Origin of the sequence: Phaeodactylibacter sp. (assembly GCF_040219495.1) — a bacterium.
GTDB lineage: Bacteria > Bacteroidota > Bacteroidia > Chitinophagales > Saprospiraceae > Phaeodactylibacter.
The window spans coordinates 1-14,960 of the sequence record NZ_JAVJSK010000054.1; the positions used below are offsets into that span (position 1 = coordinate 1).

The following is a 14,960-nucleotide window of genomic DNA, read 5'->3' on the forward strand; positions in this document are numbered from 1 at the left end:
ATCCATCCTCAATTCCCGAGGTATTCCCCCAATTCACGATTATTCGGTTGCTTTGTGCTTTCAGGGGAAGAAAATGTCCAAAGATTACAAGAGCTATGACAAAATAAAGCCGCATTGTGAATGATTTTCGTAAAAGCAAAAACAGAAAGGCTTCGGAGGATAATCTTCTGAAGCCTTTCTGCTACTGAGACTCAAATATGTTTTAACTGAACTTATTGTTTGATAAGACTGCCAAAACTTACTTCATCATCTGCCCTTAGCATATAGAATACCGTCGTTCCATTAGGCAGCGTATTAAAGTTATTGTTCACTATAAAGCTAGATGTACCAACAGGAAAGTTTCCCTCGTCTTCGTACCCACATTGGAATTGAGCAGAGAGCGGTAACCCAACACCAAAGGACAGCAATAATACCATTGTTAGAATTTTGGCATTATTTACCAATGAAATGGGGGGGGTGAAATAAATAACTTCATAACGAAATAAATTTTGAAAGCGGTTAAGTAAATTAGAGATTGCTAGTTGTAAAGATAATGATTTTCTTGACAACTTCGCATTGTAAATGTTAAACTTAAGCTGTCTTGCGTTTTTCGCAATATTGATGAAAAACAGAAAAAATCTGCCGCCCTTGTTATGCCTTAGGTGACCTGCAATCCTTAATAATGCCTGGCTATATGGTCAACTGCCCTCATCAAAATATTAATAAAATGATAATTCGCCGTATCTTTTAGACATTACTGGCGACTTTCGCGTTTACAACACAACCTTTACCCCAAAACAATTTGGCTATGAACCGATCATCATTTTTTATCCTCTTCTCCCTGAGCCTGGCCTTTTGCCTTCAGGCACAGGGCAATACCCATCAGGAGTACCTGGAGCGCTTTAAAGAAATGGCTATCCTCGAAATGGAGCGGACGGGCATCCCGGCGAGCATCAAACTGGCACAAGGGCTGCTCGAGTCCGGTGCAGGCACGAGTGATCTGGCCCGGCGCGCCAACAATCATTTCGGCATCAAGTGTGGTAGCGGCTGGGATGGCCGTACCTATTATAAAAAGGACGATGACGTAAACGACCGGGGCGAGCTTATTGAGTCCTGTTTCCGGAGTTATAAAAACCCTGATGCCAGCTACCGGGCACACTCTGAATTCCTGCGCGACCCCAACAAGCAGTACCGGTATGGCTTCCTCTTCCGCCTCGACCCTACAGATTATAAAGCCTGGGCACGGGGCCTGAGGCAAGCGGGCTACGCCACAAGTGCTACTTACGCCAGCAAGCTCATCGATATTATTGATCGTTACGAGCTGCACCGGTACGACCGCATGACTTCCACCGGCATTATTGCGGGTGGGGAAGAAAATGTCCCTCAATTGGGAGGGGACGGGACCGATGCGCCAAACGTTGTCGTTGCCGGACAAGTCTTTCTCAATAATGACGTTCAGTATGTTTTGACGCAGTCCGGCGAGACCCTGCAGGAAGTTGCCCTGCGCACCAACGCCGACCTCACCGACCTGGTGCGCTTCAACGACAACCAATACAGCCGCAACCGGCAGCTGGAGCAGGGTACGGTAGTCTATGTGCAGTCCAAGCGCAATAGCTTCCGGGGCAAACGGCAGTGGCACTATGTGAAGAATGGCGAGACCATGTTCAGCATATCCCAGATTTATGGCATCGACCTGGGCCGCCTCTACCGGCGCAACCAATTGGAAACCGGGCAGATGGCAGCAGTGGGCGAACGCCTGAAAATCCGGGGGTGGAACATCAGTGACCCGCCGAAGTTGAGCCGGGGCGCCTCTGAAACAACCACCGCCCCTGACCGCCCCGATGTGATTGATTTTCCAGAGCCAGAGCCCCCATCCATAGACGAAGGCCCGATTGACCCCATCGTCATCGAAGATGAAGTCTTTGAACCGGATAACGACTTTGACTTCGATGAGGATTTCCTCGAGCCGATCACACCTCCGCCTGGCAACCGGCCCGACCCAAGGCCGGATAACCGCCCAACCTGGAATGACCGCCCTGCCAATACAGGGACAGACAATGGCTTTGATGACGACCGGTTCAATACGGATACAAATACCACACCGGTAACCCAACCGGACCCGCCGGCGCCTCAGCCTTCTTCCAGCCTGCATACCGTGGTTAAGGGCGATACGCTGTTCAACATCAGCCGCCGCTACAACCTGACGGTAGACCGGCTGAAAGCGCTAAACGGGCTGACCAGCAATACCATCTTTATTGGCCAGCAACTGCGGGTGCGATAACCTAAACCTTACAACCGGAGTGCTATTCCCCCCCCGCACTCCGGTTATTTCGTAATAATTCAAGACCTTTGTGCAAAACTGGAATTATGAAGCAACTGATACTTATCGCCGGGCTGTCGGCCTTCACTTTGGCAATGCTGCAAGCTCAGGGCACCGTATACGGCATCAAGGGCGGTTTCACCATGGCTACTCAGCAGTGGGACGCTCTGAATACCGATGCCCTTTTTTTACCACAGGGCGACTTCTTCATTGAGGACGTGCCGGAAAGCAATGCCTTTTCTCTTTTCGCCTCCCTGGGCTACCACCCTAAAGGCAGCGCGCTGCGCAACCGGTTTTTCAACAACGTTTTTAACGGGCAGCTCACCCGGGTACCACCGGAGCGGTTTATCTTCCATAATGCTTCTCTGGTACTGGGGGCCAAGCAAAAGTTTGACATCGGGCGTGGCGAAAGCCGTTTTTTCTACTCGGTTGGCGTACGGGCAGATTACACTTTCGATACCAACCTCGATGCCTTTGATGAGATCAACAACTTCTTTTTTACCACCCTCCCCGTTGACGACCCTACGTACATCCGGGAGTTCAACTACGGGGTCACCGTGGGTGGTGGTATGGAGTACAATATCAGCGAGTTCGTGGGCTTGTCGCTCGAGCTAAACCTCCACCCCGATTTCTCGTTCCAATACGAGCAGCCGGAAATCCCGGGAGTGACCGACCCCTTTACCGGCAACCAAACCACGATACCGGAACGGCAAATCCGCAATATTGCCTTTGAAGTCAGCCTCGGGCTGCGCTTCCTGCGCAAGGTCGTTTATGTCGACTAATTTTTTCATTCGTATTCAACCAAACACATGCGACTCAGAAGCGAAGGTCTGGAAAAAATGTACGGGAAGAGAAAAGTCGTCAAAGGCGTTTCTCTGGAAGTCAATCAGGGAGAGATTGTCGGTTTGCTGGGCCCTAATGGTGCGGGCAAAACCACAACTTTCTATATGGTGGTGGGCTTCATCAAGCCCAACGTCGGCCAGGTTTTCCTGGAAGGCGACAACATCACGGACCTGCCCATGTACAAACGGGCACAACGGGGTATTGGCTATCTCCCGCAGGAACCCTCCGTATTCCGTAAGCTCAGTGTGGAAGACAACATCGCGGCGGTCCTGGAAATGATGCCCTACCCCAAAGCCGAGCAAAAGGAACGCCTGGAGGGCCTGGTCAAAGAGTTTGGGTTGGAAAAAGTACGCAAAAGCCGGGGCGATACCCTCTCGGGCGGCGAGCGCCGGCGTACCGAAATTGCCCGCGCCCTGGCAACCGACCCCAAGTTTATCCTGCTGGATGAGCCCTTCGCGGGTATTGACCCCATCGCGGTGGAAGATATCCAATACATCGTGGCCAAACTGAAGACCAAGAATATCGGCATTCTCATCACCGACCACAATGTACAAGAAACCCTTTCCATTACCGACCGGGCCTACCTGATGTTTGAGGGCAACATCCTCAAGGCGGGCACCGCTGAGGAGCTGGCTGCCGACGAGATGGTTCGTAAAGTGTACCTTGGCAAAAATTTTGAACTCAGAAGAAAAGTCATCGACCTCAATGAAGAACGCTAGCGAAGTACTGTTGCTGCTGGGCGTGCTGCTTTGGGCGGGTTGCGAATCTCAGGAAACAGGCATCCGCCTGACCTCCAGTGAGCGCATCCGTATCGACAGTCTGGCCAAACAACAAATTGACAGCCTTGTGCCCCTGCTGGACAGCCTTTGTACCACCAATAAAGAGGCCATTGTACAGCGTGCTCTGGACTCTATCATCGAACTGCGCCAGCAGGAAGAACAAACCCTGCGCCAGCGCATCAAGCGAAAACAGCAGCAATGAGCCGACTTTACTTTTGGTTAGTCCTGCCCGTCTTCCTATTGCCCGCTTCCTGTGGCGAAGATAACCGCAACCGTGATGCCGTGGAAGAGATGATACAACAAGAGGTGACTGAACGGGTGGCCACTTACCGGGAAAACCGCACCCAACGTTGCTATCAGGATGCCGTAAAAGATGCCGGTATCCTGGCAGATTCCATCTTGCTGCTGGAAGCCCGGTTGAGCCGGGACACCGCATCTAAACCACCCCGTCCGACAAAGCCGGAACGCCCGGTCGTCAAAAAGATGCGGGATTCTCTGCTGAAGGTCGCCCCCTTGTTGTCCGAAGACAGTATCCTGAAGATACTCAGGCTCGAAGCACTAAACAAGGACTCCACTCAGTCCGACTCCTTACCGGAAACGAGTACAAAAAGGCCGAAGAACTGAAGGGGCTTTACGCTCCTCATCTACTCCATTCCTAAAAATCCGTAGCGCTCACATTCCGGTTGTAAAACTTGTAGAGTTTACCGTTGAGCTTACCGACGAGGCGCAGGGCATCCCACTCGTTCTGATCGTCCCGCGGAAAGAGGTTGCCCCAAAACGCCTGGAAGTCGTTCAGGCGCTGATAGTAAGGGAAAGGCGGGGGCGGGCTTTTCAGCTGCTCACCCAAAACGACCATCGCTTCCACCCCATCTGAAAAGTCCTTGTTTGTCCTACCGAAACTGAGAATAAAAACCGGCTTTTTGCCCAGGGAAATCCCTTCATCCGGCTCAAGGTCCGCATTTAGGAAATGCCCGGTAAACTGACCGGCCTTGAGCTCAGGGGTGAAATAGTCATAGGTATAGCGGATGTCCGAAAAGTCGTAGGATTCCTGAAACGCCCGGTACATGTTATTATTGAAGGTTTGGGTTTGTTCATGGGTGGCCTGCAGCTCTTTTTCAAGCCATTTCTGCCGCTGAACATTATTCTGATCATTTTCCAGAGCATCCCGCAGGGCGGTGATTTTACGCCGGTTGGAAGGCAAGCGGATGATCAGGGTACCGGACCGCAGGTTTTTGATGGCAGTAACAGGATCGCTTGCCGCATCCGCCTGGGTGTCCTGAGCGGGCAAAACAAAACTAAAAGTCAATAGTGCGAAAAACAGTAGCAGTCTGGAAAGCATAGCGGATTCGTTATGTTAAAAAAGTATTATTTGCCGGACAAAAGCCGAGCCTTTTGCTCTTGGTATTGTATTATAATGCCTGGGGGAGCCTTAACGTTGCAAATTACGGATCAGCTCAGGTAAATGACGCCCTAAGAAATTGAAGCTGCGAATTTATAGCAACGGGAGCAGCCCCCTGCTGTATTCTGTAAAAAAATTAGCAACTTTGCAGACCTGAACAACGGAATGACCATGCAATCAGTAGACATAGAAGCTCTTAATCAACAAATTTATCTGGACAGCGCTTTTGTGGACCGCCTGAACCAGGAAACGGCACAGGTGATCGTCGGCCAAAAGCACATGTTGGACCGCCTCTTGCTGGGGCTGCTGACCAAAGGGCACGTTTTGCTCGAAGGTTTGCCCGGCTTGGCGAAAACCCTCGCCATCAAAACCCTATCGCAGGCGATTGACGCCAAATTCAGCCGCATTCAGTTTACGCCTGACCTCCTGCCTGCCGATATCATCGGCACCATGATATACAACCCGCAGCAGAACGAGTTCACGGTGCGCAAAGGGCCTGTTTTTGCCAACTTTGTGCTGGCGGATGAGATCAACCGGGCACCGGCTAAGGTACAGAGCGCCCTGCTGGAAGCCATGCAGGAACGACAGGTCACGATTGGCAACGAAACCTTTCACCTGCAGGAGCCTTTCCTGGTGTTGGCTACCCAAAACCCGATTGAGCAGGAAGGTACCTACCCCCTGCCCGAAGCACAGGTAGACCGCTTCATGCTCAAGGTGAAGATCTCCTACCCCAATAAGGAGGAAGAGCGGGAAATCATCCGCCGCGTCCTTGGAGACGACGCCTTCGGCAAGGTGAGCCCGGTCGTCAAGACCGAAGAAATCCTGAAAGCGCGGGAGTCGGTCCGCAAAATCTACATGGATGAGAAAATCGAGCGCTATATCCTGGATATTGTCTTCGCTACCCGCGAGCCGGATGCCTATCAGCTGGGGCGCCTGAAGCCGCTCATAAGCTACGGGGGGTCGCCCCGGGCAAGCATCAACCTGGCACTGGCCGCCAAAGCGCAGGCTTTCCTCAACCGCCGCGGCTATGTCATTCCCGAAGATGTACGCAATGTATGCCAAGACGTCATGCGGCACCGTTTGGGCCTGACCTACGAGGCCGAAGCCGAAAACATCACGCAGGAAGACCTGATCAATAAAATTCTCGATACCGTAGAAGTACCCTAAATCATGGAAACCAGCGAACTGCTGAAGAAAGTCCGCAAAATTGAAATCAAAACCCGGGGGCTGAGCCGGCACCTCTTTTCCGGAGAGTACCATTCGGCCTTCAAGGGGCGGGGCATGTCTTTCAGTGAGGTTCGGGATTATCAGTACGGGGACGACGTCCGCAATATCGACTGGAATGTAACGGCCCGAACCGGCACACCCCACGTCAAAATATTCGAGGAAGAACGGGAACTGACCGTGATGCTCCTGATCGATATGAGCCCTTCCTCTTTCTTTGGTACCGTCAATCAGCTCAAAAATGAGATCATGACGGAAATTTGTGCGGTGCTAGCCTTCTCTGCCATCAATAACAACGATAAAGTGGGCGTGGCCTTCTTCGCCAATGAGGTGGAGCTGTTTATCCCGCCCAAGAAGGGCAAGCAGCACATCCTGCGCATCATCCGGGAGCTCATCAACTTCGAGCCAAAAGGCAAAGGCACGGAAATCGGTACCACCCTGGAGTACTTCAACAACCTGGTCAAAAAGCGGAGCATCTGTTTTATCATTTCCGACTTCCTGTCAATGGGCTACGAGCAGGCCTTGCGGGTAGCTGCCCGCCGGCACGATATGATCGGCGTCAATATCATTGACCCCCGTGAAGAAAACCTGCCGGATGTGGGCCTATTGCGGGCGCAGGATGCAGAAAGTGGGGAAATCCGCTGGGTCGATACTTCCGCTCGCCGGCTGCGCGAGGCTTACGCTAAGTGGCATCAGCAGCACGTAGACTACTTCAGCCGCACCTTCAAGAAAAGTGGCGCCGCGGTAGTCAACATCCGCACCAACGAATCGTACGTGGATGCGCTGCATCAGTTTTTCCAACAGCGCTCCTGATCAAAAAACGCAGGCTGACTCATGATAGCACGATACCGAACTTACTGGCTGCCCCTTCTGACGACCCTCCTGCTGGGCTGGGCGGCGACGGTCTGGGCACAACCCGGCATTTCGGTCGTACTCGAACAAGAAACCGCCCTGTTTGGCGAAGCCGTCTCCTACCAGATTGTGGCGATAGCCAAAGGCGAAAACACCATTGACGCATTTGACTACCGGGCCCTGGAGAACCAGGAAAATATGGAGGTGCTCGATGCCAAACGTCTCGACAAAACCGGGGAAGATGGCAGCACCATCACTACCCTGGACATGAAGCTGATTTTTTGGGAGGAAGGCCGGTACACCATCCCGCCGGTTACCCTTACCTACACCGAAGACGGGCAACGGCAACAGGTACAAAGCAACAGTGCTTCTATTCTGATACGGACCATGGACATAGCCAGCGATACCGCACGCCTCATGCCCATCAAAGGCATCATTGAGGAACCGATGACGCTAAGGGATTACGCCCCTTACCTGGTGGTGCTCGTCGCGCTCATCATCATCGGGCTGCTGATCTATTTTTTCCGTCAGAACCGCAAGGCCCAATCAGCATCGCCCAAGCCGCCCCGCCGCACCACCCTGCGCGCCCTGATGATGGAGCGCCTCAATGCGCTGGAAGCCGGGCAGTATTGGCAAAAAGGCGATATCAAAGGCTACCACAGCGAGCTGACCCATCAGGCTCGCTTCTACCTGGAGCGCCGCTATGGCATCCGGGCACTGGAGTCCACTACAGATACCATCGTGCAGCATTTGCAGGGCCATGCCCTCTCGGCTGATCAGGTCCAAACCCTGCGGCAGCTGCTGCAAACGGCCGACCTCGTCAAGTTTGCAAAGGCAGAGCCCGAAGTGGCGTTCCACAATGAAGCCATGGAGCGGCTGCGGCAGTTCATCCGCGATACCGATAACCCCAGGCTCATGGCGGCTGTTTACGAAAATGGTACCATAGAAACGTACGAAAAAGTGGAGGACGATAAGGAAGCATCATGAGCATCTTCAGCCCGAACATAGAATTTGTCAACCCGGAGTTTTTCCTCCTCCTGCTGCTGCTACCGGCGATAGGCTGGTACTACCTGCAGCGCCGGCGGCAGCACTATGCCACCCTGCGCATGCCCAGCCTGGCGAGCGTACGCGGCATACAGTCCTGGAGAGGGATGCTGCGGGGCTTACTGCCCGTATTCCGGGCTTTGGCTTTTGCGTCCCTTGTGGTCGCTATGGCCCGGCCACAGGAAGTCCTCAAGGAGGAAGAAGTCAATGCCGAAGGCGTAGACATTATGCTGGCCCTCGACCTCTCGAGCAGCATGCTCGCGCAGGATTTCGAGCCCAGCCGACTGGAAGTCAGCAAGGCGGTGGCGAGCGACTTTGTGGACAAACGCCCCTACGACCGGATCGGGCTGGCCATCTTTGCCGGAGAGGCTTTCACCAAATGCCCCCTGACCGTTGACCACCGTATTTTGAAGGGTTTCCTGGAGGAACTGGCTTGTGGAGAACTACAGGACGGTACGGCGATCGGTATGGGCCTGGCTACCGGAGTACGCCACCTTGAGGGCAGCGAAGCCAAGAGCAAAATCGTCATCTTGTTGACGGACGGGGTCAATAACGCGGGCTACATACAGCCGGAGATGGCCGCCCAGATCGCCCAGAAACTCGGCATCAAAGTCTATACCATTGGCGTGGGCTCCACCGGCGATGCCCTAACGCCTATTAGCCGCCGCAGCGACGGCCGCTACATCTTCGGGCGGGCACGGGTGGAAATCGACGAGATGCTGCTGCGCGAAATTGCGGAAATGACCAACGGCGCCTACTTCCGCGCCACTTCGGCCGAAAGCCTGCAGCAGATTTACGATCAGATTGACCAACTGGAAAAAAGCAAAATCGAAGTGACGGTCATCAAGCGCTACAACGAAGCGTTCCACCCTTTCGTATTTTGGGGGCTGCTGCTGCTGATGATGGAAGCCGTCCTGCGCTACACGGTCTTGCGCACCATCCCATGATGTGGGGCGGGAACGCTCTCACAAACTAATGGCAAAACAACCAAGGCATGCTACAACTCGAACATCCGGAACACTTATACGCACTGCTGCTGCTCCCTTTGCTGGGGCTGTTCTTTTGGGCAGCCTGGACCGCCCGGCAGCGGGCTATTGGGCGCTTCGGCAACCACAGTCTGATGCAGCAGCTCATGCCACAGGTGTCTCGCTACCGGCAATACCTGAAGGTCGGGCTGCTCATGCTGGCGGTAGCCTTACTGGCAGTAGGCTGGGCCAATCCGCAGTATGGGGCGAAACTGCAAAAGTACAAGCGTAAGAGCGTGGATATTATCGTTGCGTTCGACCTTTCGCAGAGTATGCTTGCCACAGACATTACCCCGAGCCGGCTGGAACGCGCCCGCCGCTTTGCACAGGAGCTGGTGGAAGGGCTGCGCGCTGAGCGCATCGGTATGGTCGTCTTTGCCGGCAGTGCCTTTCTGCAGTCGCCCATCACAACCGACTACAACGCCATACAGCTGTCCCTGCGGTCGGCCAGCCCCGATATGATTGGCAATCAGGGTACTGCTATTGCAGAAGCTATTGGGCTGGCAGGGGAGTCTTTTGAAGACAACAACAAGAGCCACAAGGCGTTGGTAATTATTACAGATGGCGAAAACCACGAAGAAGAGGCCCTGGCCGCTGCGCAGGCGGCGGCAGACGAAGGCCTGATCATCTACACCGTAGGCGTGGGCACCGCTGAAGGGAGTTTTATCAGCATCCGGCAGAACGGCCGGGAGATGTACAAGCGCGACCAACAGGGCAACCCGGTACGCTCCCGCCTCAACGAAGCCGTACTCCGGGACATCGCCGAGGCTGGCAACGGTAATTATTTCAACCTGTCTGCCGGTAGCGATGCGGTAGTAACCGCCCTGAAGGACCGCATTGATAAAATGGAAAAGCGCGCCTTTGAGCAGCGCAGCTTCTCAGAGTTCGAGAGCTCTTTCCAGTGGTTTGTAGGCGTGGCTCTACTGCTGCTGATCGCCGAGTTCCTCCTACCCTACCGGAGCAGTGGCAAGGGCCGTAATAAAAGCTTATTCGGAGAAAATGCATAACACCATGAGACTGCTTATCGCTTTAGGTTTGATCCTGCTTTGGGGTATCACTACCTTGCAAGCACAATCTGCGCACCGGCTATTGCGCGAGGGCAACGAAGCCTACAAGGAAGAGGCCTTCGCCGGTGCAGAAGAAACTTACCGCAAATCGCTGGAGGCCGAAAGTACCGCCCGCGGGCACTACAACCTGGGCAACGCCATTTACCAACAGGGACGGTATGAAGAGGCCGTACGCCGGTATGAGCATGTCGTTGGTAACAGCGATGAAACGGAGGTCCGGGCGCAGGCCTTTCACAACCTGGGCAATGCTCATTTCCAGGCAAAGGCGTATGAGAAAAGTGTGGAAGCCTACAAAAATGCCCTGCGGGAACGCCCCGGCGACCAGTCCACGCAGTACAACCTGGCGCAAGCCCAGCGGCAGCTGAAAATGCAACAGCAACAACAACAACAGCAGCAGAACGATCAGGAACAAAACCAGGATCAGGAGCAACAGGATCAGCAACAGCAGCAACAAAACAACCAACAGCAAAATCAGGATCAGGAGCAGCAGCAGGAACAACAAAATCAACAGCAGCAGGAGGAGCAACAGTCTGAAGGAGAAGACCAGAACCCAAGCGAACAACAGTCTTCCCAACAGCAACAGGGCGAAAGCGACCAGCAACAAAAAATGGAAAAGCGGGAACTCTCCGAAGAGGAAGCCCGGCGGCTACTGCGCATTATAGAAGAAGAAGAACTGCAAGTGCTCGAAAAACTCCGCAAAGCAGAAAAAGGGCAGCCGGTGAAAAAGGAAAAGGACTGGTAACAACCCTTTGGCCGTAAACGTTGTCATTGATAATAAAACCATTGGAATCATGAAAAAGGTACTCTTTGTTGGTATGGCACTACTGAGCCTTTCCATGCTCCGTGCTCAGCAAAACGAGGTGCGCTTCACCGTTGAAGTCAACACCGATTCTCTACTCATGGGCAACCTGCTGCAGGTCCGCTTCATCCTTGAAAACGGGCAGGGGCAGGACTTCCAGGCGCCCTATTTCAAGGGGTTCAGTGTGGTCAGCGGGCCCAATTATGCCTCTAGTATGAGCACCATCAACGGGCGGACTACACAGCGGCTCTCCTATACCTTCCAGCTGATGCCCGAAGACATCGGCAACTACTACATCGAGCCGGCCAGCATCAAGGTGGGGGGCCAATACCTGGAAACAGCGCCTATGGAAGTTGTTGTGGCCCCTAATCCGGACGGCATTCAGCAAGGCCCTGCGCCCGGGCAGCAGCCGATGCTGCAGTTCAGTATGCCCGGATTTGAAGACCTTGAAAGGCGAGGCTTCGATGGGTTCAACTTCCCTGGCTTTGAAAACTTCGATATGGAAGATTTCAGCATGCCCGGTTTCGGTGATTCCTTCTTCAATCTCGACAGCCTGATGCGCGAGTTCCATCAGCTACAGCCTTACGAATTGCCCGAAGGCGACCCGGAAGGCCAACCCGGCAAGAAGCGCAAAACCTACAAACTGTAAAAAAAACCAAGCAATATGGCTACGACCCGGATGTACTTTGCAGCATGGTTGGCGGTCTTGTGGACCGCAGGTGCCCTGAATGCACAAACTACATTTGAGGCGACCACCAATGCCCGCCGCGTTTTAGAGAACAGCTACTTTGAAGTCACCTTCACCTTGTCTAATGCGCAGGGCGCGCAGTTTTCTCCCCCGTCTTTCGAAGCATTCGTCATCGTTTCCGGCCCCAGCCGTTCCATTAGTACGTCTATGATCAATGGGGCGGTCAGCCGGACCCAAGCCTATTCTTACACCCTGAAGCCACGGCGCACCGGTACTTTTACTATAGGCAGTGCGAGCATAAAAGTTAGCCGGACCACCCTGCGCACCCAGCCCCTAACCATTGAGGTGGTAAAAGGCAGTAAAGATGCGCCCGGGGCAGAAGAACAGGTGTTTATCCGGGCCGAACCTTCAACAGAGACGGCTTATGTGGGGCAGCAGATTTTGCTGGACTACAAGCTCTACACCACCCTTGATGTGGAGAGTTTCAATATTCTGCAAGAGTCCGGCTATCAGGGCTTTTTCGCGCAGGATGTCCGCCGCTTCGACGGGCGGGTGATGCGGGAAGTGATCAACGGCCGGCAGTACACCACAAAAGTACTCAAGCGCATTGCGCTGTTCCCGCAACAGACCGGGCAGCTCACCGTTGAGCCGATGAATGTACAGCTGGGTGTAGTCAAAGAAGGGGCGAACCGCAGGCGCAGCTTTTTCTTTACACCTGATGTGCGCGCTTATCCAGCCGCCACAGAAGCCGTCAATATCGAAGTATTGCCATTACCAGATGGCGCACCGGAAAGCTTTACCGGCGCGGTAGGCGATTACCAAATCAGGCCTGACCTTAGCGCCCAAACGGCCACTACCGATGATGCGCTTACCCTGATACTGACCGTGCGTGGTACCGGAGATATCAAGCGGGTAGAAGCGCCCGAACTCGACCTCCCGGACGGTTTTGAGGTTTACGAGCCCAAAGTGCTGGAAGAGGCCAACCTGGAGCTCAACGCTTCCATTGATGGCAAAAAAGTATTTGAATACCTGCTGTTGCCCAAAGAGGCTGGCAACTACGAATTCACGCCGAAGCTCACCTACTTTTTGCCTGACAGCAGCAAGTATGTGACCCTTACCGGAGGGCCTTTCCTGCTTTACATAAAGCCTGGTACAGGCCGCCCCACCCGCAGCAGCAGTCTCAGCAACACCGAGGATATTGGGCCTTTGATGCTGTCCCCGGTGCTCCACAACGTCCGGTCCCCATTCCTGGGCAGCGCCTTATTTTGGAGCTTAATGGCGATACCCCTGCTCCTGTTCGGGGGACTGCTCGGCTGGCGACACCAGCGGGCGAAGCAAAGCAACGTTGACCCTCAGGAACGGCGGATGCAAGCCGCAAGGGGCGTGGCACAGGAACGTCTGAGCCAGGCCAACAACCACCTGAAAGCTGGCGACAACCGGGCGTTTTACGATGAAGTATCGAAAGCCATTTTGGGCTACGTAGGCGATAAATTGCAAATCCCCCGTTCTTCCATGAGCAAGAGCTCCCTGCGTCAGCGCCTGCAGGAATTAGATTTGGACGGAGGCCTGATCGAGACCGTAATGAGCATCGTGCAGGACTGCGAGATGGCGCTGTTTGCCGGCCAGGCTGACACGGGCAAGATGCAGGCGGTCTACGAACGGGCCACGCAGGCTATTGCGGGTATGGAGAAGGCGGTGTAGCTTATTTGCAACTGTAGGTATTGTAATGTTTCATCCCTTCTTCTTTTTGATTTCTTCCTCCAAGGCCTTCAGCGCTTCCAGGTCCTGGGCATCGGCAGTCCGGGCATCGGCTATTTTGCGCCGCTGATCAAATTGTTCGTACAGGGCTTTCACCTGCTTCTCCATGTCTGCATTGGAGATGCTGCCCTTATGGTTCAGCACGGCTTTGTCCTGAAATTCGAGGATGCGGTCCACGTTGGCGCGCCAAAAATCCATGGTCAGGTCCTGCCGGTTTTTCGCGCGCAGTTCCGCGCTTTCCAGGAAGATGACCACCAGGCGGTTCAGGGTGTCGATTTCATCGTGACTGAGGTAATTCTTGGCTATGATGACATCTCCCTTGCGCACGATGCTGCCTTTCCAGGAGGTCAGGCCCATGTTGGGCGCCTGATCATCCGCCCTGGATACGATGATTTCGGCGGCGGTTTTTCCGGTGACGGCGTAGAGTAGTTTGTTTTGGGTTTCGGCAAAAAACATCTGGGTGGCCTTGTCGGAAGCGTCGTAGTCGCTGCTTAGCGCAAAGAGGTCGCGGACTTTTTGGTAGAAGCGCTTTTCAGAAGCCCGGATGTCGCGGATGCGGTCCAGCAGCTCGTCAAAGTAGTCCGGGCGGCCATCGGGGTTTTTGAGGCGTTCGTCATCCATCACGAAGCCTTTGACCATGTATTCTTTCAGGTTTTTATTGGCCCATATCCGGAACTGCGTGCCCCTTTTGCTGCGTACCCGGAAGCCGATGGCGAGGATCATGTCGAGGGCGTAAAAAGTGACTTCGTATTGTTTGCCATCGGAGGCAGTTGTAAAGTAATTCTTTACAACTGAATGCTCGTCCAACTCCCCTTCTTTCAGGATGTTAGCTATATGTTGCCCGATATTTTGCTTGGAGGTGTCAAAAAGCTCCGCCAGTTGCTTTTGATTCATCCAAACGTTCCCGTCTTTGGCGAATAGGGAAACGGAGGCTTTGCCATCGGCGGTATTATAGATGATGATTCGATTATTTTCTTCCATATCAGTCCAATACTCTTTTTCCGCTTCCAATAAATTTTTCTCCGAAGATCAAACAAATAAATAGAGTTTATTAAGGTAGGTTTTGTATAGGGTATGGATGAGTATTTTTTGCCAGATCAAGACCTGTCCCGCCAAAATAGCGGGAGAACGCCCGGAACCTCGTAGCCAAAGCTACGAAGGTGAGGACGAGATGCAGAGCTGG

General features: G+C 53.6%; 15 protein-coding genes. 13 read left to right on the forward strand and 2 right to left on the reverse strand.

Annotated features, from left to right (window positions below):
* Positions 1-787: 787 nt before the first annotated feature.
* The 5 genes from RIC19_RS08235 to RIC19_RS08255 all read left to right on the forward strand — a co-directional run bounded on the left by RIC19_RS08235 (position 788) and on the right by RIC19_RS08255 (position 4,545).
* Complete coding sequence (locus tag RIC19_RS08235) at positions 788-2,260, forward strand: glucosaminidase domain-containing protein (protein ID WP_350177825.1); 1,473 nt, start codon at positions 788-790, stop codon at positions 2,258-2,260.
* 86 nt (positions 2,261-2,346) lie between these two features.
* On the forward strand, positions 2,347-3,081 hold the full coding sequence (locus tag RIC19_RS08240) for a hypothetical protein (RefSeq protein WP_350177826.1): 735 nt from the start codon (positions 2,347-2,349) through the stop codon (positions 3,079-3,081).
* A 27-nt stretch (positions 3,082-3,108) separates the two neighbouring features.
* Positions 3,109-3,861 (forward strand): LPS export ABC transporter ATP-binding protein, encoded by a 753-nt coding sequence (lptB, locus tag RIC19_RS08245; RefSeq protein ID WP_350177827.1) that lies wholly within the window; start codon positions 3,109-3,111, stop codon positions 3,859-3,861.
* On the forward strand, positions 3,848-4,123 hold the full coding sequence (locus RIC19_RS08250; protein ID WP_350177828.1) for a hypothetical protein: 276 nt from the start codon (positions 3,848-3,850) through the stop codon (positions 4,121-4,123). The genes lptB and RIC19_RS08250 overlap by 14 nt, the downstream gene beginning before the upstream one ends.
* Positions 4,120-4,545 (forward strand): hypothetical protein, encoded by a 426-nt coding sequence (locus RIC19_RS08255; protein WP_350177829.1) that lies wholly within the window; start codon positions 4,120-4,122, stop codon positions 4,543-4,545. The genes RIC19_RS08250 and RIC19_RS08255 overlap by 4 nt, the downstream gene beginning before the upstream one ends.
* A 31-nt stretch (positions 4,546-4,576) precedes the next feature.
* Here the strand turns inward: RIC19_RS08255 and RIC19_RS08260 are convergent, their stop codons facing one another.
* Complete coding sequence (locus RIC19_RS08260) at positions 4,577-5,260, reverse strand: hypothetical protein (RefSeq protein ID WP_350177830.1); 684 nt, start codon at positions 5,258-5,260, stop codon at positions 4,577-4,579.
* Positions 5,261-5,491: 231 nt separating this feature from the next.
* Here RIC19_RS08260 and RIC19_RS08265 point away from each other — a divergent pair, with 231 nt between their 5' ends.
* From RIC19_RS08265 to RIC19_RS08300, 8 genes are read left to right on the forward strand one after another with little or no spacing between them, the layout of a single operon-like run.
* Positions 5,492-6,487 (forward strand): AAA family ATPase, encoded by a 996-nt coding sequence (locus RIC19_RS08265; RefSeq protein WP_350177839.1) that lies wholly within the window; start codon positions 5,492-5,494, stop codon positions 6,485-6,487.
* A 3-nt stretch (positions 6,488-6,490) separates the two neighbouring features.
* Entirely contained in the window at positions 6,491-7,357 is an 867-nt protein-coding gene (locus RIC19_RS08270) for a DUF58 domain-containing protein (RefSeq protein WP_350177831.1), read from the forward strand.
* Between the two features lie 21 nt (positions 7,358-7,378).
* The gene (locus RIC19_RS08275; protein ID WP_350177832.1) at positions 7,379-8,383 is read left to right on the forward strand and encodes a hypothetical protein; all 1,005 of its coding nucleotides are present in this window, start codon (positions 7,379-7,381) and stop codon (positions 8,381-8,383) included.
* Positions 8,380-9,387: a vWA domain-containing protein gene (locus RIC19_RS08280; RefSeq protein ID WP_350177833.1), complete on the forward strand. Its 1,008-nt coding sequence runs from the start codon at positions 8,380-8,382 to the stop codon at positions 9,385-9,387. Before RIC19_RS08275 ends, RIC19_RS08280 begins: the two co-directional genes overlap by 4 nt.
* A gap of 47 nt (positions 9,388-9,434) precedes the next feature.
* Positions 9,435-10,472 (forward strand): VWA domain-containing protein, encoded by a 1,038-nt coding sequence (locus RIC19_RS08285; RefSeq protein ID WP_350177834.1) that lies wholly within the window; start codon positions 9,435-9,437, stop codon positions 10,470-10,472.
* 4 nt (positions 10,473-10,476) lie between these two features.
* Positions 10,477-11,274, forward strand: a complete 798-nt coding sequence (locus RIC19_RS08290) for a tetratricopeptide repeat protein (RefSeq protein ID WP_350177835.1) — start codon at positions 10,477-10,479, stop codon at positions 11,272-11,274.
* Positions 11,275-11,323: 49 nt separating this feature from the next.
* Positions 11,324-11,980, forward strand: coding sequence for a BatD family protein (locus RIC19_RS08295; protein ID WP_350177836.1), 657 nt, complete (start codon positions 11,324-11,326; stop codon positions 11,978-11,980).
* A gap of 15 nt (positions 11,981-11,995) precedes the next feature.
* Positions 11,996-13,720, forward strand: coding sequence for a BatD family protein (locus RIC19_RS08300; protein ID WP_350177837.1), 1,725 nt, complete (start codon positions 11,996-11,998; stop codon positions 13,718-13,720).
* Between the two features lie 30 nt (positions 13,721-13,750).
* On the opposite strand, the gene RIC19_RS08305 is transcribed toward RIC19_RS08300, so the two are convergent.
* Positions 13,751-14,758: a virulence RhuM family protein gene (locus tag RIC19_RS08305; RefSeq protein WP_350177838.1), complete on the reverse strand. Its 1,008-nt coding sequence runs from the start codon at positions 14,756-14,758 to the stop codon at positions 13,751-13,753.
* Positions 14,759-14,960 lie beyond the last annotated feature (202 nt).